We start from the raw sequence: 26,110 nt of genomic DNA, 5'->3' as shown, positions 1-26,110 counted from the left end.
TTATTAATAATAGTTAATAAATTTCAGCAACTAGTACAGTGCGGCGGAAATAAGCAGACCATTCTCAATCGCTAAAAAGCTTACTCCATATTACTTTTGACTTTTGACTTTTGACTTTTGACTTCCGCCTTGCGGTACTAGTCCCTCAATCTAATGACATATATGGGACTCCTGTTTGATTTTTGACCAAGGCTCGGTGTGGTTTTGGTAGTTGGTGGGGGGACTATTCCTTTATGCGAAGCGATCGCTCCTGGTGATAAAACTATACACTTATGAAGGTTGGGGCATAGCCATAAGTAATTATACTCAATTACTTGGTTTGGTTTATTCATGCCTAACAGAAAATATTTGTCATCTATCAAAAGTAATATATATTTTAGTATCAAGTTAACTGATAGATCCGTAATTATTGATAATAATTATTATCAATAATACTATTGCCAAGACTATTGATTTTCGCTATGTTAAGCTGTAGCAAATAAAAACTAGTCTCAATAAGCTAGCAAAATTGTCTTGCTAAATCGCCACTATTGGCGTTTATACAGCATCGCAACTATCAGCAATTAGCTAAACTAATCACCAAAATTTGAGACCTAAATCCCAGAAGTCAAGACACAAGGATTAAATATAGTGCTTCCACTCGACTTAATAAAGCCTGAAATACTGCCGACAATGACGGGAAACCCGACTTAAAATCTTCACCAACAATCTTGTAGAGAGAATAGAAAATTCTTAGCAATAACCTGTTATTGCTCGAAAAACATTTGCTTTTTTATTACAAACTTCTGATTGTACAGGAATAGCAAAGGGTGTGATGATTAGTCGCGCTGGAAGTATCCCACTTTTTTAATCAATACCCTTCTAAGGTATTGCTACATAAGCAAAACCTGCGGACGCAGACTTCGTATTTATGGCCACAGGCTAGACGCCTGTGGGCTGTTTATAAAACTTGGGATGCACCCAGTTGCAGCCTAATAGAGTTAAAAGGAAAAATTAAATTTAGAGCAACTTTTACCGACCAAATAATTTGATTCAAGTACGCTAGCACTCTGTTTCAGTAATGACTACCAAGAACCTCAAGAAATTCACTTTAATCGGCAGCTTATATGTATCACAGTACATGCCCGCATTTTTTCTCTCTCAATCTCTACCTGTTTTACTGCGTCAGCAAGGTCTTTCTTTAGAGGTTATTGGTTTGCTTCCTGTTGTAAGTCTGCCAATGGCGCTGAAATTTCTTTGGTCACCTGTGATTGATCGTTATGGCTTTACTCGTTGGGGACATTATCGATTCTGGATTATCTGCTTTCAGTTTTTGATTGTGGGGATTACAGTTATTTGTGCTTTTTTGGATATCCAAAAAAACTTAACTAGCTTGCTCATTTGTATGGGGCTATTATTTTTTGCTGGAGCTAGTCAAGACATTGCAACAGATGCTCTGGCGATTAGTCTATTAGAACCACAAGAGCGAGGTTTAGGTAATGCCATACAAGGGCTAGGGAATGCTTTGGGAGGTATTCTTGCAGGTGGAGGATTTCTAATTCTGCTAAGTAGGTGGGGATGGAGGAATATCCTACTGACTATAGCATTGATTGTGGTTTTAGCAATGATTCCCATATTTTTATACCAAGAAAAAATCATAGAAGATAGAGCAGTAAATATCACAAATAAACAAGCCGCAAGTTACAATGAAAAACCATTAATTGAAGCAGGAAATATGCTTTTATTTCCTATTTCCTACTTCAAAACATTTGTCAACTTTTGCAATCTTCCTGGGATGTGGTATTGGTTGCTATTTTTATTCCTTTATATAGCAAGCAATGCTATGGCACTTATTATGTTTCGTCCTCTGTTAGTAGATATTGGCTTGTCTTTAGAGGAGATAGGGTGGTTACTAGGAATTGTGAGTATATGCACTACAATGATTGGTGGTTTGTTAGCAGGTGTTTTTATTAATTCTTTAGGGCGAAAGCGTAGTCTTTTGTTGTTTGGCTCATTCTGGGTTGTTGCTAGAGCTGCTTTTCTACTACCGGCGTTTAACATAACTAGTTTACCTATTCTTTATTTAGTAATAGTGGTTACTAGTATCACTAGTGGACTCATAGCCATCACTACGTCCACAATCATGATGGATAAAAGCCGGAAAGAAACGGCTGGATCTGACTATACTTTTCAAAATTCAATAGTTTACTTTGCGGGTACTATAGCTGCGGCCATCGGGGGTCTACTGGCAAGAGTGATTGGATACAAAGGAGTTTTCACAGTTAGCATGGCGATCGCACTGATCAGTATGATTTTAGGGACAAAATTACTGCTGGCAACTGATATTCAAAGTATTAAGAAAATATCTGCATAAATATATTAACTATTGCCAAGCAGATTTGATGCTGGAAAACATTTTTGCTTTTAGTCTGAAGTAGATAGAAACTGGCTATAACTATCTGAAAAGTTCCTAAAATTGTCTTGAGATAAATAATATGCAAACTCAAAATGCTCAACAAATTGACCTGACAGATTGTCGTTTTTGCTCAATAGTTTCCAAAGCCAACTCAGAAGACCCAATTGGGACAGCCGTAACTTGTGATCACTGGCTGATTATGGAATTTAAGCAACCTTGGAAGTTAGAATTTTTTCAGCAAAACTCAATACTGAAGACCCTGATGACTGGATTCCAACAAGTAGTTTTTCAGCATGGAATCAATCTCAGACCAATGTTAATTGCTCCTGATCGTGAATATTCTATCCCAAATTTTACCCGCATAATATATTACTATCGTCCTGCTCAAATGTTTGCCCAATTTGAGAAACAAGAATATCTTGTTCCCGAGGGGGAAACAATAAATTTAATTACAGCAATCCTCAATCAATCTGTCAATCACCCTAACGATTTACCAAGGTTCCAGCAATATCAGCAGCAAACTAACCATATTCGTGAAATATTGGTTTGTACTCATGCACAAATTGACCTTGCTTGTGGTCGGTTTGGCACACCTTTGTATCGTCGATTACGTCAGAAATATGCTGCAGTTGCCAACGGACAATTAAGAGTATGGCAAACCAGTCACTTTGGGGGTCATCAGTTTGCTCCAACTCTAGCTGACTTTCCTCAAGGACGGTTATGGGGACATTTAGAACCACAAGTGCTGGATTTACTGATTCAGCAAAATGGTTCTTACTCTGACTTGCGTAAATACTACCGGGGATGGTCGGGTTTGACTAAATTTGAGCAAATAGCTGAACGCGAAATCTGGATGCAATTAGGATGGACTTGGTTTGATTATTTAAAAGCTGGAGAAGTAGTTGCACAAGAAGAAGTTGATGGCAAGCATGAAGCTAATTGGGCTGAAGTACGTATTAATTTCCAAGCAAAAGATGGTAGTAAATCAGGTATCTATGAAGCTAGAATAGAAGTCCTAGGTGAGGTCATGAGTGCATTAAACTCAACAAAGCCGATACAACTAGAGCCGATCAAACAGTATCGTGTTAGCCATTTAATAAAGAGTGCTGAGTGTGGTCAAGATTAAATAGTGGTCTGTCCCAAAAGTTTTGATAGGTTCGTAGTAAGCACTTTAGTGCTTAAAAATCAAGGACTAAAGTCCTGACTACAAACACACATGACCATCAAAATTAATAGGACAGACCACTAATGACGACGAGATTTTGGGATCAGCGAGAGGTTTGACAGACGATTTCAATGCTGTAGTTACAGAGTCTGTGGCTTTTCTTTGCAATTAAAACTGCACTGAAATTGAACCAAGGATAGTCAAAGGTGCGCCAGGTTCAATACCACTGGTTCTACTACCAGAATTGGAAGCGCTAAAATATTCGACATCGAAAAGGTTTTTGAAGTTGATAGCAAATCGGTAGTTGTCTCGTTGATAAAAAAGAGCAGCATTAGTGAGAAAGTAACTACCTAATTGATATGTGTTTGCTTGATCTCCTTGGCGATCGCTAACATAGTTAAATCCAATCCCAAAGCCTAATCCTGACAAACTACCTTTTTGAATGGTATAGGTTGTCCATAAACTAGCGTTGTGTTGAGGAACGTTAAAAAGTCGCTTACCAATGAGATTGTTATTCGTATCCTGTTTAATTTCCGCATCGGTATAGGCGTAAGCCGCAAAGATATTCCACCCTGGTAATATTTTTCCGACTATATCAAGTTCAATACCCTGGCTGCGTTCTTCACCGCTAGCGATCGAAAAGTTAGGAAAGTTAGGATCAGCTTTAGCAACATTCTGTTTGGTAATATCGAAATACGCTAAAGTCGCAGACAGTTTGCCCCCAAAGAGTTCGGCTTTTGCACCTACTTCATATCCCTGTCCCCTTTCGGGTTCAAGAGTATTACCACTGACTGTAGTCCCGGAATTGGGGGTGAAAGATTTTGAATAGCTGGCGTAAAGAGAAAGTTCTTTAATGGGTTGATAAACAATCCCCAAACGTGGAGTCACAGCATCATCATTTTGGGTTGTTTCCGAACTGCGAGGATTAAAAGATGTTGGGTTGTTGATGGTTTTTTGGTCTACAGTGTCGTAGCGCAAACCCGCCAGTAGCTTTAAATTGTCTAGCAGTGAAATTTGATCTTGTAGATAGATACCTAGCCTGTCTGATTTTTGTGTGAAATTAACGAGTACTGGTAAAGTGGCTAAATTAGGCCTAGCAGTAGCTCCGTAAATTGGATTAAAAATATTTAGGGAAGAACCAGGAGCAAACTGTCCAAAGAAATCTTGATTTTGGTGATTCAAATCCACGCCAAATATGAGTTTGTGATTAACTGCACCTGTGGCAAACTCTCCTATAATATTAGTCTGGAAGTTATAGGTTTGAATGTCGATATCTCTTGTATTGAATGAGCGTTGCAGAATGCCAGTGGACTGGTTAAATGAAGCGGGAAAATAAAAAGCTGTGAGATAATCTTGACTGAAATATCGGAATGCGTTGTTGATTTTCCATTTGTCGCTGAAACGATGCTCTAGACTGTAGCCGACATTGAAAAGGCTCTGTTCGCTTCTGTCCTCTGGTTCGTTAATGATGCGATCGCGTGGAACATTGACGACACCATTCCCAAAGGCGACTAAACCCGCATCAAATGGTCGTTCGTCTTCGGTATACTCCAATCCGACAGTGAGATTGGTGCGATCGCTAATTTTCCAAGTTGCAGTTGGTGCAACAAATAATCGTTCGTTGGGCTGACTATAGCCCCGAAATCCATCATCTCGTCTATACAATGCGTTCAGTCGATAAAGTAGATTGCGATCGTCGGTTAGAGGTCCCGAAATATCAATGCGAGGCCCAAAGAAACCATCACTTCCTGCTTGCAATTCTGCTGCATAAAAAGGTTCAGACAAAGGCTTTTTATTGACCACGTTAATCAAGCCACCTGGTTCAATATCACCATACAAGATGGAAGCTGGGCCTTTAAGGACTTCAATACCTTCAAGATTTGCTGTTTCTGGAATCACTTGAAAGGTGCCATATTGTCGGAAACCATCTCGGAGGATCGGCGCACCGTCGAAGCCACGAACAGTAAATCTCGTAAAAACCCCAGCAAAATTATCTGCTGTCACACCACTAACGTTGCGGAGTGCTTCATCTAGTCGGGTTATTTGTTGTTCTTCAAGAATCTGTCGGGGAACTACCTGAATTGAGGCCGGAATGTCACGTAATGGTGTATCAGTTCTAGTTGCACTTGTGGCGTTAGGTACGCGATATCCATCTTGTTCACCTGTGACTACTATTTCAATCGGTGCATCACCCTGTGCTGATGGTTGATTAGGTTGAGTTTCACTCTCTGGCTTGCTCGTTTCAGGTTGTTGTGAAGGCTTAGAAGCGACTGCACTCGCAACACCAAAAATCAAACCCTCTTCTGGACTGTCAAACAACTCAACAATTGGTGTGCTTGTTTCACCCGTCACTGTCACTCGGATAGTACTAGCATCAAAGTTAGTAACCGTTATCTCAGTAATACCTGCAATTGGTTTCTCAGAGCGGAATGTGAATGCCTCGCCACTAGGTAAACGCAGTTGAGTATTGGGAATATCAGCAATAAAGCTATTACCAGCACTGCGATTTGTGATTTGCAAGTCTTCCCCAATGGATGTTTGTAAAATCAACTCCATACCTTTGTCAGTAGGATTGGCTTTGACTCCCGTCACTGATACAACTTCTGGGGCTGGTGACTGTGCAAGTATTTGTGCCCTAGTCAGAGGAATTTCTCTAATTGCCCTAGAATTGCGTAGTGCTTTAGTAAGCGCAGATTTGCCTTGTAGCTGTTGACTGGGTAATGACTGAGACATTGCCAGATTTGCCATGCACAGCCAGAAACAAGCCGTCACTGACCCAATTTTCAACAACTGCCTTAATATCATTTGCTGTCCCATACCTTAAGTACTATTGATAAAATAGTCATCCCTGATACATGTAATTACCACAATTTACTGGGATGACTGGTCACTTATTTGAGAATAAATCTTACATGAAATTAAGAAACAATTGCAAACTATTATCATCTTTTAGTGACAAAAAGTTTTGATAAGTTATGAAAAAGTAGTGATTCTAGTCATTTAGCGACACCTATCTGCAATGAGATATTTCTCTAATACCTCTGAATCAATACCTAAAAAATCTGCCGTTGACTACAAAACAATTGCAGAGATCGCGCTTATTCAAGCGTGATTTGACATATAGAATATTTAGCATCTATCTTAAGACGTATTTTTTGATAAGATAGCTATGTCTACTCTAGACAAATCTATTTGATAAGAATTATCTATAGTCTATATAGTTGCAAATAAAATCAGATTCCACTAGACTGGGCAAAGTATTGAAAAAGACTTGCAATAAGTTGACGATAAAAATATGTGCTTGCTGACTAGCTAGCGATCGCATAGTATTTCTCACAAAGCAGCGCAGCATTGAAGTATATTCAAGAGTTTTCCCATCAGGTTCTACTGGAATCTTGTGAGAAAAGGCTGGTTTTGAGAAGCAATTATAATTTTGGGCTAAAACCCTGAAGGGAGTAAAAAATCGCCAACTACTTGAATGCAGTTGTGACTGCTACACGAATTTAAGGAAATTTTACTGCATGGATACTCCCAACATAATGAATACTCTCAAGGCAATATTGATTGATTTGGGGGTTGCAGAAGAGTTACTTCATGAAAAAACCTACCTGCAAAGCAATTTGCAAATTGATTCTGTGGAAACAGTAGAAATAGCCTTGAGATTGAAACGTCAACTGGGAGTCAATATCAAGCTGCTATCTCGAAATGACATCACACTGGGTGAACTTTGTAATTTAGTCGCAGATGCGATCGCTACTAACACCTGATAAAAGATTACTCATACCATTTTTGATTTTAGATTAGCAACTGCCTGCTACATTTGGGTTTTTGTCCATCTGTAGCCATTATTTTTCCAATTGGTATAGCAATCCGATTTGATTATTGAACAAATCTAAGTATCTGTAGCACTGCCCACCAAACCCTGGATGTGGTGGGCAGTGCCCACCCTACGTATAGTTCAAAAATCAAATAGGAGTCCTATATTATGTCCTCGACTACTTGACGTAAGCGCATCTCGGCGCAGAAATGGCTAATTTTAGATTCCAGTTTGAGCAACTAATAAGTATCAAGGAAAATCGTCAGATGGATGGCATTTCTACAAAGTTGCCTCAAGTCTTTAATGTCGCTGCTCACTTTATAGAGAGCAACCTCCAACAACGACGAGGTGAAAAAATAGCCTTTTATTATCAAGATGAGACATACACTTATGCACAAGTCAGCAGCTTTGTGCAGCGTACTGCTAGGGTATTGTCTGATCTCAATCTAGAGCGGGAAAATCGCATAGCCATCTTACTCCCAGACAGTCCAGAGTTTGTATTTGCTTTCTGGGGTGCTATCTGGCTGGGTGCTGTGCCAGTTCCAATCAACACGGCTAGTAGTGTTGATGATATCCGATATATCCTACAGGATTCTCGTGCCAAGATTTTACTCACAACTAAACAATGGCAAGAGAAACTAGCACCAATCACATCTCAGTTGTTGCGTCATTTGCTGCTCGTGGATGGGGAAAAGTCATTCATATCCTTACTGACTGAACAAGATGAACTTTTGCCATGTGCAGATACTTCACCTCACGAACCAGCTTTTTGGCTCTACACTTCTGGTAGCACTGGTCGTCCCAAGGGTGTAATTCACCTCCATCAAAGCATGGTGGTGTGTGCAGAATATTATGGCAAAGCAATTCTTGGCCTACATGCAGATGACATTACCTATTCAGTCGCTAAGATGCCTTTTGCTTATGGCTTAGGGAATACCCTATACATGCCAATGGCGGTTGGTGCAGCCGCGGTACTATCAGATGCTAGCAATGCTTTTGATATCATCGCTGACATTCAGCGTTATCGACCCACAGTACTATTTGGCATACCCAGCGTCTATGCTTCTGTGCTAGCTGTAAACGAAATCTGTGCTTTGGATGTTTCCTCTTTGCGTTTGTGTGTATCAGCAGCAGAACAGCTGCCTAAAAGTATTTGGCAGAAATGGTTGGAGATTTACAACCACAAAATTTGTGAAGGGATAGGAACTACAGAGTTTTTACACATTTTTCTCTCCAATAGTATAGAAGAGTGTAAGCCTGGAAGTTCTGGTCGGGCGATCGCTGGATATGATGTCCAAGTAGTAGATGACAATGGTTCTCCCTGTCTTTCTGGTGAAATTGGTAATCTGCAAGTGCAGGGAGAAAGCTTAATGCTGGGTTACTGGAATCGGCTTCCAGAGACAAGGAAGGTAATTTATGGCCATACCATGCGAACTGGAGATAAATATTTGCGGGATGAAGAAGGCTATTTCTGGTTTATGGGACGCAAAGATGACCTCTTCAAAGTCAATGGTCAGTGGATATCGCCTATGGAAATTGAAGATGTCTTACATCAGCATCCACAGGTGTTGGAGGTAGCGATCGCACCGGAGTTTGTTGGTAGCGAACAATTAACTCAAATTGTGGCTTATATCAGTCTCAAACCAGGACAAGCACCATCTCCACAACTAGAAGATAGTATTCGTAAATTTGCTAAACAACAATTACCCCACTTTAAAGCTCCAAAATTAATTCGTTTTGTTGCTAACTTACCGCGTACATCCACAGGTAAAATCCATCGCCAATTACTAGCTAAGACACAAAATTTAACTGTCTAAACAGTTCAATAATAAATTATTTGAAGGTTAAATTGATGAGTACAGAGTTAAAGACAGAAATCAAATATCAGGAAGCGTTTGTACCAGGTAAAAGAGATGCGATCGCTGTTTTACAAAATCTTGTGCAAGCTGGTATTTTTACTAGTTATATGATGTATGAATGTAAAGATGGAATTAGAATTGCTGGCAATGAACTTGCACATGTAGCAGTTAGCAAGGACTCTGTATCATTAAACGGTCTGGGAAAGTCATACTCTGAGCCTGTGAGTCATCCTCTCAAACAAGTAGAGCGGTTACTTGGAACATTACCAATTAACAATTGGACAGCATATGGCTATGTCGCTTTTGACATAGCTCGTTTTTACTCCTCATATTCCAAAGCAATTGAACAGCCATTGCTTTACTTTTTGATTCCAGAAACTGAATTGCGATTAACAGAGGACGGAATCCATATCAAAACAACTCAGTCTCTAGCACAAATTGAACATAAATTATCTATTGATGTGCAATTACCAGATTATGTCTCCACATCTATAAAACTTGATTTTGCAGATCGTGACAGTTATCAAAATCGCATAAATACTTTAATTAAAGCCATTCAAAAAGGTGAGTTGCACAAAGCAATTATTTCTCGTTCAGTCAAATTAGCTGGTAATTTGGATATTTTAGGGACTTATGTAGTAAGCGCTAGAGTTAATAATGCAGCACGTTCTTACTGTCTCAAGATAGGAGATGTCAGTGCAGTTGGCTTTAGTCCCGAAATTCTCATGCAAGTGAGTGAAGACGGTTTTGTAATCACAAATCCTCTAGCCGCAACTCGACCCCGTGGAGAAAATTTAGCAGAAGATATTCGCTTAAGTGGTGAACTATTTACAGATGCTAAAGAAGTAAAAGAACACTCTCTTTCGATTTGGCTAGCACAAAATGAAATTACTTCACTGTGCTTACCAGAAAGCATTAAAGTCTTTGATTTTATGGAAGTCAAAAAATATCGGTGTGTGCAACATTTATCATCTCGTGTCGGCGGTCAACTCAAGCCAGAACATACTTTGTGGGATGCTCTCAAGGTATTGTTTCCTGGGATTACCGTCTCTGGAATTGAGAAAGACAAAGCCTTAAATTGGATTGATATTCTAGAAGAAGAGCCTAGAGGAATTTATGCTGGTGGGATTGGTTGGATTGATAGTCATGGCGCAGCAGACTTAGCGATCGCTATTCGTTCAGTTTATCAATATGGTGACTCAATCCACTTAAATGCTGGCGCTGGTATTGTCGCCGAATCAGTTCCAGAAAACGAGTATATCGAGTCTGTTAACAAAATGAATACTATGTTGACTAACCTTGTCTTGCAATCTTAACCAGAATTCCAGATCCTCGACTTCTTTAATAAGTCGGGGATCTGAACCCCCAAAATGATGGAGTTGAAATTCAAATTATGTCTAGCAATAAACTTTACCTGAAACAAAATGTAGTTGTAGAACCTTTATTTAATCAGTGGTATGCATGGTCATATTTAATATCACCAGCAACCTCTGCTATGTATACAACGAATTCACATTTAAAAATTATGCATTCGTTTATATCAGCGCCGCATGTTCATATAGCAGCGCTAAGAAACCCTAAAATGATTGGCGGACCATTTATAAATTATGATGCTAGTAGAGTCGATGATGTTAAAAATTTGCTGGAGAAAATCACCAAACATCAATCCTATCTTCTAGATTTTGCCGCAGCAATTAAAGAACTGGAACAAATACTAAGTAGTGAAGCTAAAGGCTATTCTCTGGAAGCTTTATATCAACAAGTACCAGATATTTTAAAAGGTTACGTTGAACTTGTTTATGATTTAAAGAATCAACCGACAATTCGCTTTATAGAAGGATTACTTTATAAAAGTAGATACTATAATACCTCAGCCCAAAGCATAGCATTATCATTAATAAATCAAGATAATGGACGTTCTTTTGCCTTTAGTAGTCCCATCTTAGAAGATGATAAACATTTACATTTAGAAATCCCCTTTAATTCTCAAATCATAGATGAATTATTTAAAATGAAAAATATTCCTCAATCTGAGGGATATATTCAAGAGCTTTTAGGAGTGACAAAAAAAGCACAGGATAAACTTACATCATTTTTGACTGAAAAGCCGCCCTCACCATCTATTCCATATAATCATGATGTTGTCAGAATTCGTTATTTTGGTCATGCTTGCATTTTAATTGAATCTAGAAACACTAGCATTTTATGTGACCCTCTTATTAGTTATAAATATGATAACGAGCAGGAAAGTTTAGTTCCTCGTTATACCTACGAAGATTTGCCAGAACGCATTGATTACGTATTAATTACTCACAATCATCAAGACCATTGTATGCTGGAAACCTTGTTACAGTTGCGGCATAAAATTGTTAACGTGATTGTACCTAAAAATAATGGGGGAGGATTAGCCGACCCTTCTTTAAAATTATTCCTGCAAAATATAGGATTTAAACGGGTATTAGAAATTGATGAAATGGAAACCATCTTTATTGAAGATGGCACAATTATGGGTTTACCTTTCTTGGGTGAACATGCGGATTTAAATATTAGGTCTAAAATAGCTTATCTAGTTAATTTACAATCTAATTCAATATTATTAGCCGCTGACTCCAATAATATTGAGACAAAGTTATATAAGCATATTTATGATTACGTAGGTGAAATTCAAGTCATGTTTGTAGGTATGGAATGTGATGGTGGCCCTTTAAGTTGGTTATATGGATCATTATTAACTCAGCCTTTAAATAGAAAGATAGATCAATCCAGAAGGTTGGATGGTTCAGATGCTAATAAAGTTATTGATTTAGTCAATATATTTAATCCTAAAGCTGTTTATATATATGCTATGGGACAAGAACCTTGGTTAACTTTTCTTACATCTATTCAATATACTCAAGAGTCTCGTCCAATTGTTGAGGCTCAGAAAGTAATTGCTGATTGTCAGCAGCGAGGAATTACAGCAGAGTTGTTATTTGGACAGCAGGAGATTTTTTTAAAATAACTACAGAGGCGCAGAGGAAGCAGAGAGTAAGAGAATAATAGGGGAGATTTGTATTTATTATGGACATTAATGATGCAACAGAAATATTTTGGCAGCAGATGTTTAAGGATTTCACGACACCAACTTTATTAGGAATAGGGCAGTTTTCTAGTAATTCGTTGTCAGGGAAAAAGCAGTATACTGAGGAGCAATTAACTATATCCGCAGATGTAACAGCGAAATTACAAGCTTTTGTAAGTAAGTATCAGATGAGTTTGGATACTATCTTGCAAGGTATTTGGGCTTTGCTGTTGAGTTACTACAGTGGCGATGAAAAGGTGCTGTTGGGAATTATTGAATCTATAGCGAATTCTGCGATAAATGTTCTACCAAGAGCAATATTAGTAAAGCCTGATGCATCAGTTTTATCTTGGTTACAAGAACTGCAAACAGAGTTTGAAATTTCACTAACACAACTCCAAAAATGGAGTAATTTACCAAGTGGAGTACTGTTGTTTGAAAGCTGTGTTGTTTTAGGAACGCAAAATGTTCAGACTTTTGAGCCACTTAATTTCCCAGTTACAGTCAAAGCAAAGTTAAATACCGAATTAATACTACAAATTAACTACGATCGCTCTCAGTTTGATCAGATTTCTATCACCCGAATCCTAGGACATCTACAAACCTTGCTAGTAGGTGTGGTGACACAGCCAGAGCAGAGAATATCCAGATTATCATTGTTAACCGATGCGGAACAGCAACAGATACTAGTCGAGTGGAACAATACAAAGGCGGAATATCCCCAGAATCAATGCTTTCATCAGCTGTTTACAGCGCAAGTAGAGCGATCGCCTAACGCCACTGCATTAATTTTTGCAGACAAACAGCTGACTTATCAAGAGCTGAACGTCAAAGCCAACCAATTAGCGCACTATCTACAAGCGCTGGGTGTGGGGACAGAAACACCAGTGGTGATTTGTGTAGAGCGCTCTTTTGAGATGATTGTAGGATTACTAGGTATTTTAAAAGCTGGTGGTGTTTATGTACCTATAGACCCGACTTATCCCTTTGAACGTCTGTCTTTTGTATTAGAAGATGTCCAGCCACCAGTAATTTTGACTCAGGAGCATTTGCTAGAGGATTTACCCTCACATTGGGCGCAAGTAGTTTGTCTAGATGCAGATTGGGAAGCGATCTCGCAATCAAGTACAGAAAACCCTGAGAATAAACTTACAGCTCATAATCTGGCTTATATTATCCATACATCAGGGTCAACAGGTACTCCCAAAGGCGTGCTAATTGAACACCAAGGGTTGTGTAACCTAGTTCAAGCCCAAATTGACATTTTCGATGTCCAAGGCGATTGCGGCGTGCTACAATTTGCTTCTTCCAGCTTTGATGCGTCGATTTGGGAAATTGTGATGGCGCTTGGTTCTGGTGCCAAGCTGTGTTTAGGTACATCAAGTTCTTTATTACCAGGTTCAGATTTAATCAAACTGTTGCGTGAGCAAGCAGTTACACATGTGACGCTTCCACCTTCAGCTTTAGCCACCTTACCCAATGCAGAATTACCAGACTTGCGAGTGGTAATCGCCGCCGGCGAAGCCTGTACCCAAGACCTAGTGACAAAATGGGCTGTAAATCAAAGGTTCTTCAATGCATACGGCCCGACAGAATCAACAGTTTGTGCCACCGTGGTAGAATGTCAGCCAAATAGTGGTCAACCTCCGATTGGTAGAGCGATCGCTAACACACAGACTTACATTCTCGACCGTTATCTGCGACCATTACCCATCGGCGTTATCGGTGAATTGTATATCGGTGGTGTGGGACTGGCGCGGGGTTATTTGCATCGCCCAGATTTGACGGCAGAAAAATTCATCCCCAACCCATTTAGTCAGCAACCTAACGCCAGGTTATACAAAACCGGTGACTTGGCTCGCTATCGTAGCGATGGCATGATTGAATACGTGGGAAGGATAGACTTCCAAGTCAAGATTCGGGGTTTTCGGATTGAATTGGGAGAAATTGAAACAGTTCTGAGCCAACATCCGCAATTACAGCAAACTGTAGTCATAGCTCGTGAAGATACAGCAGACGACAAGCAAATAGTGGCTTATATTGTCCCTCTCCCTGGTTCAGTACCGACAAATACCGAGTTACGTAATTTTCTCAAATCCAGATTGCCCGGTTACATGATACCTGCTGCTTTCGTTATCTTAGATAGCTTACCATTGACACCAAACGGTAAAGTTAACCGCAAAGTGCTACCTCCACCTGATATTTTGCGTCCAGAATTAGCAGTTAATTATGTGATGCCACAAACTGAGGTAGAACGCACCATCGCTACCATTTGGCAACAAATACTCAAAATTGAAAAAGTAGGCATTCACGATAACTTTTTTGATATTGGTGGAGATTCTTTACTCATGTTGAAAGTTCATAGCCAATTGAGTCAAATATTTGCCAAAGACTTATCAATGTTGGACTTGTTAAAATACACAACTATTAATTCCCTAGCAGAATATCTGTATCAATCAGAAGGTGCAGAAATTGATTATCGTCCGGAAAAATTGACATCAGGTAAAGCCAAGCTCAAACAACGTTTGCAAAAAAAAGCACTGAAGTCTGAAAAATGAACCGCAAAGACGCAAAGAAAGAGCTATAGCACATTTGACTTGACAGGCTACTACGCAAAATCAATTTTTTAGCTATACCTGAATCGTATTGACTTATGAATAACTTTTCTACAGAAATTGAGGTAAAAAGTGGGTTAGAAATAGCAATTGTAGGGATGTCTGGTCGTTTTCCCGGTGCGCGGAATGTTGACGAGTTTTGGCAAAACCTCAAGCATGGTGTGGAATCAATCGCGGTTTTTACTGATGAAGAATTGTTATCTAGAGGGATAGACGCTGCTATTTTAAAAAATCCTGATTATGTGAAAGCTGGAGCAGTTTTAGAAGACGCAGAATTATTTGACGCAGCATTTTTCGGCTTTAGTCAGCAACAAGCAACGATTACTGACCCACAGTTGCGACTTGTTCTAGAATGTGCATGGCAAGCGCTAGAAGATGCTGGCTACGATTCCCAGCAATATCAAGGTGCGATCGCAGTTTATGCTGGTGCTAGTCTGAGTAGTTACTTAGTCAAGTTATTATCCAATCCCCATCTCAGAGGCGCGATTGATGAATCGCAAGTTTTGATGAGTAATGACAAAGACTTCTTGACTACATGGGTATCTTACAAATTAAACCTAGAAGGGCCAAGTTGTACAGTCCAGGCTGCTTGCTCAACCTCTTTAGTAGCAGTTCATTTAGCTTGTCAAGACTTACTCAGTGGTAACTGTGACTTGGCTTTAGCTGGAGGAGTTTCCCTAGATTTACCCCAGAACAGAGGCTATTTATACCAAGCATCGGGTATCTTATCTTCTGATGGACACTGCCGTGCTTTTGATGCCAATGCCCAAGGAACAGTTTACGGTAGTGGTGTGGGTATTGTGGTTTTAAAGCGATTAGAAGATGCGATCGCAGAAGGTGACAACATCTATGCAGTGATTAAAGGTTCAGCAATTAACAATGATGGCTCGGCAAAAGCTAGCTACAGCGCCCCTAGGGTAGATAGCCAGGCAAAAGTGATTAAAAATGCTCAATTTATGGCTGAAATTCCCCCCGAATCGATTACATATATAGAAGCGCACGGCACTGGCACTTTACTAGGGGATATGATGGAAATCAGTGCGATGCATCAAGCCTTTCGTAGCAGCACGGAAAAAACAGGCTTCTGTGCGATTGGTTCCGTCAAGACAAATATCGGACATCTCAAAATCGCAGGCGGTATTGCAGCCTTAATCAAGACTGTTCTAGCGCTCAAACACAAGTTAATTCCACCCAGTCTGCACTTTCAACAAGCAAATCCCCAGATTGATTTTGCTCACACTCCCTTCTACGTCAACACCCAGTTATCAGAATGGCAGATAAATTCCACCCCTCGCCGTGCTGGAGTCAGTTCCTTTGGGATTGGTGGTACTAATGCTCACGTAATTTTGGAAGCAGCCCCGGATGAGCAAAAACATGATATTGTGTTTGAGCGATCGCATCCTTGCCATCTATTACTACTCTCTGCTAAAACCAGTTCCGCGCTGCAAACTGCGACCATAAATCTGGTAAATCATCTCAAACAACATCCAGATTTGCATCTTGCTGACGTAGCCTATACCCTGCAAGTTGGTCGGCGGTCTTTTGAACATCGTAGAATGCTAGTCTGTCAAGATATTGAGACAGCAATATCAGCCTTAGAGTCTCCAGATTCTGTCACTTTCTACCAAGAAGCTTGCAGTCATTCTCTAGTGTTAGTTTTTCCTGGTGAAGACAGCCAATATCTGGAAATTGGTAAGGAACTATATAGTACAGCACCCTTATTTCGAGAGCATATTGATTACTGTTGCGAACAACTCCAGCCGCATTTAAATTTAGACCTACGTCACATACTATATGCAAGTGCTGAACAAGTAGAAATAGCACCACAACAACTGCAACAAACAGCCTTATTTGTGGTTTTATCTGCTCTAGCTAAATTATGGCTAGCTTGGGGAATACAGATTGAAGCCATGATTGGTTGCGATATTGGAGAGTATATAGCTGCTTACTTAGCCGGAGTATTTACCCTAGAAGATGCTTTAGTATTAGTGGCTTTACGAGAAAGAACTCCACAATTGTCTTCCGAATTTACCACATACATTCAACAAGTCAAACTCCAGCCGCCTCGTATTCCCTTAATCTCAGCTATCACAGGTACTTGGATTGCTACAACTGAAGTCACAAATCCGACTTATTGGGTGCAACAAATGCACTGCAAATCAATATCTTTGTCTCCAGAAATTCAAAATTTAATGCAAGAGCCAAAGCGAATTTTTTTAGAAATTGGTACTGGAAAAATATTAAATAGCTGGTTACTGCAACAAGAGCAAGTAAAGTCATTATTATTAACATCAATACCTGATGCTCAAACAGATAAGTCAGAAACAGATTTCTTGCTCAACACATTAGGAAAACTCTGGTTAAAAGGTGTGCAAATAGATTGGTCTAGCTATTATGCTCACGAAAAACGTCATCGGCTTTCTTTACCAACTTATCCTTTTGAGCGGCAATATTACTCAATTGACAGTCTGGTTAACAATATACCCGAATTCTCAAAGAAGTCGGGAATATGAAAACCAATAAATTTAGTAAATTAAAGGATTTATTTGTTAATGAATCGTCCAATAGGTATTCGTTCGCTATCAATTTGCTTCCCGGAAGTAATTCGGACACCAGAAGATTCTCTGCATAATTTTCCTGATTTGATTACTAGAGTTAATTCTAGAAAAACTAGAGTATCTAAATCTATATCAACTGCTGATATGGATATTTGGTCACAAGAAGTAGCACCGTATTTATCAGATCCTTTTAGAGGTAATGTTGAGCGGCGAGTTTTGGGTTTACAAGAGTCACCACTAACGCTGGAGTATCGAGCGGCTCATGAGGCTCTCCAAACAGCAGAAATGGCTGCAAAAGATGTGGAATTAATGATAGTTGCTTCTTTGTATCCGGGGCAGATTGGGCCTAGTAATGCTTGCTATCTTGCTGAACAACTAGGATTATGCTGTCCAGCGTGGAATTTAGAATCAACTTGCTCTAGTGCCTTAATTGCATTACAAAATGCTGACGCACTATTGCAAACAGCAACATACAAAAATGTACTCGTTGTTGTCTCACATCTTGGTTCACAAACTGTAGATGAAGAGGATACACTTTCTTGGTCAATGGGTGATGGTGCTGGTGCTTTTGTTGTGGATACACTTAAACCAAACCAAGGAATTTTAGGGACTAAAATAGTTCCTACTACGGCAACATCTGGTGCATATTCCTATGAACTGATTACAAATAGCCAAGGACAACCACAAATATTCACCCGGACAGGTGAAAATGCTATCTCACTCGCCGAAACCGCCGTGGATTTTGTGCGTGTTTGCTGTGAGGGGGCTGTAGCTGCGGCGGGAGTGGGTTTAGAACAAATAGACTTTTTTGCTTTTAACACTCCGACAGCTTGGTATACCAATGTCTGTACACGAGCATTAGGTATTGATGGAGAACGCACTATTAATCTTTATCCACATTATGCCAATATTGGCCCTGTATCTGCGATCGCTAATCTTTACCATGCAGCAAAACTTGGTAAAATTCGAGAAAATGACTTAGTTCTCGTTTATACTAACGGTGCTGCCGCCACCGCCGCCGCTACAGTCATGCGTTGGGGCGATGTGAAACTTGGTTATTCTACTACACCAATCAAGGTAACTTTGTCGGATGAAAATATTCAGCACAGCGCCATAACCAATTTCTCCAGAGAAAAATTGTTAGCAGTTCCACCAGAAGCACGACAGCAATTACTAGAAAAAAGTATGCAGCAATGGCTGGCTACTACGATGGAAGTTTCATTAACAGACTTGAATCCGCAAGCACGTCTGACTTCATACCTCGACTCGCTTATGGCTTTGACTTTTAAAAGTCGAGTGGAAACTGATTTAGCAATTAGAGTACCTATAAATCAGTTTTTTGGTGAAAACAATATAGTGCAGTTAGCAGAATTATTACTTAGTCATTTGGCATTGGTTAATTTAACATCGTTGAGTAATGAAGTTGAAGAAAGAGAAATATTGAGTTTATAAACTAAATATTTTTCAACGCAGAGGGACGCAAAGGAAAGCGCAAAGGTACGCTAAGGAAGAAGAGTTTGAGAGAGTTATTCTGTGAGCGATGAGAAGTGTTTGGTGTGAATTGAATGGTATCAATAATAATGAAATAATAGGATTTTATTGTCAATATGAAAATACATTCGCTGTTAATTAATCTTGCCAATCAAGGTGTAAAATTATCTGTTGATGAAGGTTCACTCTTCATTGATGCGCCTAAAGGGGTGCTGACTCCAGAACTGCGGGAATCATTGGCAAAATATAAAACAGATTTGCTCTCGTTATTACGCCAAAACAGTAATATTAACTATCAAGAAACTGCGTTACCAACAATTGTGCCCGCACCAGAGCAGCGCTATCAGCCTTTTCCTTTGACTGATATGCAGCAAGCTTTCTGGGTAGGTCGTAGTGGGGTTATAGAATTAGGTAATGTTGCCAATCATGGCTATTATGAGATAGAGAGTGATGGCTTAAATATAGAAAGATTAAACTGGGCATTACAAAAATTAATTGCGCGTCATGATATGCTGCGGGCGGTGGTATTACCGGATGGTCAGCAACAAGTTCTGGAAGCAGTACCAGGTTATCAAATTGCAGTTTTGGATTTGAGAAAACAGACACAAGATGTTGTCGCAGCACAAATTGAGTTGATTCGTGAGCGGATGTCTCATCAGGTACTACCAACTGACCAATGGCCTTTATTTGAAATTAGGGCAACTTATTTGGATGGGGAAAAAGTCCGATTACATATTAGCTACGATTTGCAAATATTTGATGCTTGGAGTTTGTTAATTCTCTTTGAAGAATGGGAGCAAATCTATCAAAATCCTGAGGTGGAATTGCCACTATTGGAACTTTCGTTTCGGGATTATGTGTTAGCAGAAAAAGCTTTGCAAAATACCGATTTATATAAACGTGCCCAGAATTATTGGTTTGCTCGCCTAGACTCTTTTCCCCCATCTCCTGATTTACCACTAGCCAAACATCCTAGCGAGATTAAACAACAACGGTGTCAGCGTTACAGTGGGAGATTGGAAAAAGCTGATTGGCAACAATTAAAGCACAGAGCTACTCAAGCTGGTTTGACACCTTCTGGCGTATTGATTGCCGCTTTTGCAGAAATTTTAACTATTTGGAGCAAAAGTCCACAATTTACGATTAATTTAGCTTTGTTTAATCGTTTACCGCTGCATCCTCAAGTCAATAATATTTTGGGTGACTTGTCTTCTGTGACTTTGCTGGCTGTGGATAATTCAGCTTCAGAGTCATTTAGCGATCGCTCTTTTAGGATACAACAACAACTATGGCAAGATTTAGAACATCGCTCTGTCAGTGGCGTAGCCGTGATGCGAGAACTGGCTCGCAGACAAAGGACAGCACCCAGCGCTATGCCTGTGGTCTTTACGAGTACTCTAGGTTTCAGTTCCCGCTTTAGTTCACTTGGTCAAGACACCTCAACATTTAGCCATTTTGGCGAGCTAGTCTATGGCATCAGTCAAGCGTCTCAGGTGTGGATGGATATTCAAGTCTGGGAAGAAAAGGGAGCATTGACTTTCACTTGGGATGTGCTGAAAGAACTGTTCCCCGAAGGCATGATTGATGATATGTTTGGCGCTTACTGTACTTTGATTGCACAACTAGCTGTTTCGGAAAAACCTTGGGTAGCGACGACTCAACAATTAGTGTCTCGCCAAAATATCGCTGATTTGAAATACTATGTTTTCAATCAGGTATTAGCAGATTGTCCTACTTGGGTTCCCGGAGAAGTTTACTGTTCTGGAATCGATTTTCATCAAACCCATGCCAATTTCATTATCCATCCTCGCACAGGTGAGCGTTTATATCCTACAGGTGACATCGGTCGTTATTTACCTGATGGTAATCTGGAATTATTAGGACGAGTTAGCCACCAAATTCGCCTAGGTAAATATAATATTCAACCTGAAGAAATTGAATTAACTTTACAACAGCATCCGGCAATAAGTTCAGCTGTGGTCACAGCTATAGAGCAAGCACAAAATAAAAAATATTTAGTCGCTTACCTAGTTTCTGCACAAAAATCGGCACCAACAACAGAAGAACTAAGTCAGTTTCTCCAGCAGAAATTACCAGATTATATGTTGCCGTCAGCTTTTGTATTTTTAGATGCTTTACCTCTATTAGCAAATGGCACAGTAGATAGAAATACCTTGCCACATCCAGAATTATGTTTGGATGTTGATGTTCCCTATGTAGCACCTCAAACTGAGCTTGAGCAAACTATTGCTGCTATTTGGCAAGAGGTCTTGCAATTAGAATCAGTAGGAATACATCATAAATTTTTTGAAATTGGTGGCAATTCTTTATTGATTATCCAGGTTTTTCAAAAGCTTCAGCAAGTTTTGATATATGAAAATAAAAAGTCTGTTTCACTGGTTGATTTATTTAAATATTCAACAGTTCATTCTCTAGCAAAATATTTGATAAATCATCAAGAAACACCAAATTTAATTCACGATAGACAGCAAGAGCAAGAAATGCAATCCGGGAAACATCGCATAAAACAGCGTCTGAAAAAATCTCAGATGTTAAATAATAATTGAAATATTTTTCTGGTAAAAACTTTGAATTGAGATAATTTAAACTATGGAAATTGCACACAACGGCTTAGAAATAGCAATTATTGGGATTGCTTCTCGCTTCCCTGGTAGCAATACAGTTGATGGTTTTTGGCAGAATTTGATTGCAGGATTAGAGTTAATTTCAGTTTTTCCAGATACTCAAACTATCAAAGCAGGCGGCATACTTGAAGATGTTGATCTGTTTGATGCTTCATTCTTTGAGATTAATCCTAGAGATGCGGAAACGATGGACCCGCAGCACCGGCTTTTTTTAGAGTGTGCGTGGTCAGCTTTAGAAAATGCTGGTTATGATTCCCAAAGAGAAACTAGACCAATAGGAGTTTACGCAGGGATAGGGATGAGTACTTACTTACTCTATAACCTTTATCCCCATCAGGAATTGATGGCATCTAGGGGATTATTGCAAACTATGACGGGAACAGAAAAAGACCATGTTCCCACCCGCGTTTCTTACAAATTAAACCTCAAGGGGCCGAGTTTAAGTGTGCAAACAGCTTGTTCTAGTTCCTTAGTGGCGGTTCACTTGGCTTGTCAAGGTTTGCTGAATGGGGAATGCGATATGGCTTTGGCTTCTGGTGTGGCGGTGAAAGTTCCCCAAAATGATTTAACCTTATCGCCAACGGAATTAGTTTCACCCAATGGACATTGTCGGGCTTTTGATGCCCAAGCTAACGGTACAATCGGTGGGAATGGTCTGGGGGTTGTGGTTCTCAAGCGGTTGGAAGATGCGATCGCTGATCGAGATCATGTCTATGCTGTTATTAAAGGGTCAGCAATTAATAATGATGGTGATGCCAAAATAGGCTACACCGCACCTTCTCAAGAGGGACAAGCCAGAGTGATTCGCGCAGCTCAAATGATGGCTGAGGTGGAACCTGACACGATTACCTACATAGAAGCGCACGGAACGGGAACAGCTTTAGGCGATCCGATTGAGATGGCTGCACTCACACAAGCTTTTCGCGCCGGGACTAATAAACAAGGCTATTGTGCAATCGGTTCGGTTAAAACCAACATCGGACATTTAGATGCAGCCGCAGGGATTGCAGGTTTAATTAAAACTGTTCTCGCTCTCCATCACAAAGTACTCCCTCCCAGTCTCAATTTTGAGACACCCAATCCTCAAATTGATTTTGAGCATAGTCCGTTTTACGTCAACACTCAACTGCGTGAATGGCAAACCAATGATATCCCCCGCCGTGCTGGTGTGAGTTCATTTGGTTTTGGTGGGACAAATGCTCATGTAATTTTGGAAGAAGCAATACAAGTCAAAAGTCAAAAGTTCACACTGAGCGCAGTCGAAGTGTCAAAAGTCAAAAGAGAATATTTGCTGTTGTGTTTATCAGCTAAAACTGATTCTGTTTTAGAAACGACTACTAAGAATCTGGCTCAATACCTCGAACAAAATCCCCATCTTAATTTGGCGGATGTAGCCTATACACTGCAAGTGGGACGTAGAGAATTTGCTCATCGCCGTGTCGTTGTTGCAGCTAATTTAGAGCAGGCTGTCACAGCTTTGCAATCGGGTGATGCACAAGCGAGTCTTACAGAATCTAGCGTTCACGAAGTGACTCCGCAGGAGTATCGCTCTATAATTTTCATGTTCCCCGGTCAGGGAGCGCAACATGTGAACATGGCGCGAGAACTTTACCAGCATGAGACAATTTTCCAACAAGAGTGCGATCGCTGTTTTGCTTTGCTCAAACCTCACCTGGATATCGACTTGCAGCAGGTGCTATATCCCAACGAGGAAGACATACAAACAGCAACCCAGCAGCTACAACAAACAGCCATCACCCAGCCAGCATTATTCGTCATTGAGTATGCTTTAGCCAAGTTGTGGATGTCATGGGGAATAGTTCCTCAAGCCATGATTGGGCATAGTGTTGGGGAATATGTAGCAGCAACTCTGGCGGGGGTTTTCTCTCTAGAAGATGCCTTAGCACTGGTAGCCACTCGCGGAAAATTAATGCAGAAACAGCCCCCCGGAACCATGCTGGCTGTTGGTTTGTCTGCGGAGGCTGTGCAATCTTTTTTAGGCGAAAAGCTCTCTTTAGCCGCCAGTAATAGCCCATCTCTGAGTGTGATTTCCGGGGCTGTAGATGCTGTAGAAGCACTGGAAAAACAATTATCTGCCAAAAAAATCGATTATCGCCGTTTGCATACCTCCCATGCCTTTCATTCCCAGATGATGGATGGGATCATCGAACCATTCACCGCCCAACTACAACACCTCAACCTGAACCCTCCCCAAATTAAGTTAATTTCTAACGTCACTGGTACTTGGATGACAGCAGAAGAAGCTACAGATCCGACATACTGGGGGCGACATCTGCGCCAAAGTGTGCAATTTTCTTTGGGAATTGCGGAGTTATTAAAAGATGCACAAGCAATCTTTTTAGAAGTTGGGCCAGGACAAACATTAAGCACTTTAACGAAACAACAAACATCTGAGCGGATTGTCATCTCTTCGTTACCTCACCCTAAAGAGCAAAAGTCAGATTTAGAATTTTTGCTCAAAGCACTGGGAAGGCTATGGTTAGCAGGGATACAGGTAGATTGGGAGGGATTTTATGCTGACGAAAAACCTGGGCGTTTACCCTTACCTACCTATCCTTTTGAACGTCAACGCTATTGGATTGATCCACCAGAAGCATCGCCGGGAACGTTGGACAAAAAACCTGATATTGCAGACTGGTTTTACGTTCCTTCATGGCAGCGAGCTATCTTACCATTACCCAAGATGGATGAGCAAAAGCGTTGTTGGTTGGTGTTTGTAGATGAATCTGGTTTGGGTTCTAGCATGGTAGAACGACTAGAACAACTTGGTCATAGTGTAATCCAGGTAAAGATTGGTGGAGAGTTTAGCAGAAATAGCGATCGCATTTACACTATCAATCCCCAACAGCAAAAACACTATGAACAATTGTTAGCAGAAATTCTAGTATCAGAGTCAATTTCCTACATTGCTCATCTGTGGAGTATATCCTTTACAGAGCAAGATATGGGTTTCTATAGTTTGCTTTATTTAGCGCAGGCGATCGGCAACCAAAATGTGACCAATTCAATACACATAGGAGTTGTTTCTAGTAACATCCAAGATGTCACAGGAACCGAAATTATTTATCCAGAAAAAGCTACTTTATTGGGTGCTTGTAAAGTTATCCCTCAAGAATATGCAAATATTACTTGCTGTAGCATTGATGTTGTTCCCGCATCGTTTTTAGAAAATCAAATCATCACAGAAATTGCTGCCCAATCTACTGATACAGTTGTTGCTTATCGAGGCAATTATCGCTGGCTACCAACTTACACAGCAGTCCGTTTAGAAAAAGCTCAAAAACCAATTCCTTTACAACCAAAAGGAGTTTACTTAATTACAGGTGGATTGGGTGGAATTGGCTTGGCAATTGCTCAATATTTAGCCGAAACAGTACAAGCAAAACTGGTGTTAGTTAGCCGTTCCCACTTACCATCAAAAGATGAATGGAAGCAATGTTTAAAAGACCACAATGACCAAGATGCTACTACTAGCAAAATTCGGCAAGTGCAGGTTTTAGAAAACCTCGGTGCAGAGGTTCTAGTTCTGAGTGCAGATGTGACAAATGCAGCCCAAATGCAAATGGTAGCTGAACGTAGCCAGCAAGTTTTTGGTCATATTCAAGGTATCTTTCATGCAGCTGGTGTTGCTGGTGGTGGGATTATTCAACTCAAAACACCAGAAATGGCAGCAAATGTCATGGCACCAAAAGTAACAGGAACTCTGGTGTTAGAAGAGACTTTTAAAGATAATAACTTAGATTTTTTGGTGCTGTTTTCTTCTCTTAGTTCTATCGTTGGTGGTGCAGGACAAATTGATTATTGTGCAGCTAACATCTTTTTGGATGTATTTGCTAGTTACAAAGCATCTAAAACTAAAACTTTCACCACATCAATTAACTGGGATGCTTGGCAAGAAATTGGCATGGGTGTAAAAACTACAGAAATTCCTGATGTTCTCCAGCAGCAGCGTCTCGAAACTCTGAGAACAGGAATATCATCCAAAGACGGTTTAGATAGCTTGAGCAGGATTCTCCAAAGTGGACTCAATCGCGTTGTAGTTTCCACAAAAGACTTACAAACCGTTCTCAAGCAAAAACATGATGGGATTCCTCATGAAGAATTAAACCCACAGAAAATACAAAATTCACCATCGGCTCATGAGCGATACCTAGCACCAAGAAACGAAATAGAACAACAAATTGCCCAAATTTGGCAAGAACAACTTGGTATTGAAGTAGTAGGCGTTAACGACAACTTCTTTGAGTTAGGCGGACATTCCTTATTAGCCGTTCGACTTGTGTCAAGACTGCGTGAAATTTATCAAGTTGAATTATCACTCCGCACTCTTTTAGAAGCTCCTACCATAGCTGAAGTAGCCAATGCTATTACCGAAAATTTACTCCAGCAGCCAGAACTCGAAGACATGAATCAGATGTTAGCAGAAATCGAGAGTTTATCACTAGAAGAAGTCCAAGAACAACTGAGTAATATTTAAACGAAA

The 26,110-nt window shown here is 40.1% G+C and carries 12 protein-coding genes; 11 read left to right on the top strand and 1 reads right to left on the bottom strand.

Annotated elements, in window-relative coordinates; all coding sequences use genetic code 11:
• Positions 1-1,060: 1,060 nt before the first annotated feature.
• Both CAL7507_RS13345 and CAL7507_RS13340 read left to right on the top strand, forming a co-directional pair.
• Positions 1,061-2,353: an MFS transporter gene (locus CAL7507_RS13345; protein ID WP_015128998.1), complete on the top strand. Its 1,293-nt coding sequence runs from the start codon at positions 1,061-1,063 to the stop codon at positions 2,351-2,353.
• A gap of 121 nt (positions 2,354-2,474) precedes the next feature.
• Positions 2,475-3,521 (top strand): sucrase ferredoxin, encoded by a 1,047-nt coding sequence (locus tag CAL7507_RS13340; RefSeq protein WP_015128997.1) that lies wholly within the window; start codon positions 2,475-2,477, stop codon positions 3,519-3,521.
• Positions 3,522-3,728: 207 nt separating this feature from the next.
• Here the strand turns inward: CAL7507_RS13340 and CAL7507_RS13335 are convergent, their stop codons facing one another.
• Positions 3,729-6,293, bottom strand: a complete 2,565-nt coding sequence (locus CAL7507_RS13335) for a TonB-dependent receptor (RefSeq protein ID WP_236556948.1) — start codon at positions 6,291-6,293, stop codon at positions 3,729-3,731.
• Between the two features lie 788 nt (positions 6,294-7,081).
• Here CAL7507_RS13335 and CAL7507_RS13330 point away from each other — a divergent pair.
• The 9 genes from CAL7507_RS13330 (at position 7,082) to CAL7507_RS13290 (ending at position 26,104) form a co-directional block, all read left to right on the top strand.
• The gene (locus CAL7507_RS13330; protein WP_015128995.1) at positions 7,082-7,327 is read left to right on the top strand and encodes an acyl carrier protein; all 246 of its coding nucleotides are present in this window, start codon (positions 7,082-7,084) and stop codon (positions 7,325-7,327) included.
• A 259-nt stretch (positions 7,328-7,586) separates the two neighbouring features.
• A complete protein-coding gene (locus tag CAL7507_RS13325; protein ID WP_236556947.1) occupies positions 7,587-9,194 on the top strand; it encodes a benzoate-CoA ligase family protein in 1,608 nt (535 codons plus the stop codon).
• Between the two features lie 35 nt (positions 9,195-9,229).
• The gene (locus tag CAL7507_RS13320; protein ID WP_015128993.1) at positions 9,230-10,552 is read left to right on the top strand and encodes an anthranilate synthase component I family protein; all 1,323 of its coding nucleotides are present in this window, start codon (positions 9,230-9,232) and stop codon (positions 10,550-10,552) included.
• 77 nt (positions 10,553-10,629) lie between these two features.
• Positions 10,630-12,237 (top strand): MBL fold metallo-hydrolase, encoded by a 1,608-nt coding sequence (locus tag CAL7507_RS13315; protein ID WP_015128992.1) that lies wholly within the window; start codon positions 10,630-10,632, stop codon positions 12,235-12,237.
• A 59-nt stretch (positions 12,238-12,296) separates the two neighbouring features.
• Positions 12,297-14,855 carry a non-ribosomal peptide synthetase gene (locus tag CAL7507_RS13310; protein ID WP_015128991.1) on the top strand — a complete coding sequence of 853 codons (2,559 nt, stop codon included), beginning with the start codon at positions 12,297-12,299 and terminating at the stop codon, positions 14,853-14,855.
• A 95-nt stretch (positions 14,856-14,950) separates the two neighbouring features.
• A complete protein-coding gene (locus CAL7507_RS13305; RefSeq protein ID WP_015128990.1) occupies positions 14,951-17,425 on the top strand; it encodes a type I polyketide synthase in 2,475 nt (824 codons plus the stop codon).
• 39 nt (positions 17,426-17,464) lie between these two features.
• Positions 17,465-18,922 (top strand): 3-oxoacyl-[acyl-carrier-protein] synthase III C-terminal domain-containing protein, encoded by a 1,458-nt coding sequence (locus CAL7507_RS13300; protein WP_015128989.1) that lies wholly within the window; start codon positions 17,465-17,467, stop codon positions 18,920-18,922.
• A gap of 155 nt (positions 18,923-19,077) precedes the next feature.
• Positions 19,078-21,528, top strand: a complete 2,451-nt coding sequence (locus CAL7507_RS13295; RefSeq protein WP_015128988.1) for a condensation domain-containing protein — start codon at positions 19,078-19,080, stop codon at positions 21,526-21,528.
• Between the two features lie 43 nt (positions 21,529-21,571).
• Complete coding sequence (locus tag CAL7507_RS13290) at positions 21,572-26,104, top strand: type I polyketide synthase (RefSeq protein WP_015128987.1); 4,533 nt, start codon at positions 21,572-21,574, stop codon at positions 26,102-26,104.
• Positions 26,105-26,110: the final 6 nt, after the last annotated feature.

Origin of the sequence: Calothrix sp. PCC 7507, from assembly GCF_000316575.1 — a bacterium.
Lineage (GTDB): Bacteria > Cyanobacteriota > Cyanobacteriia > Cyanobacteriales > Nostocaceae > Fortiea.
Note: the sequence above shows the minus strand (reverse complement) of the source record. Positions and strands in the feature narration are given on the sequence as shown.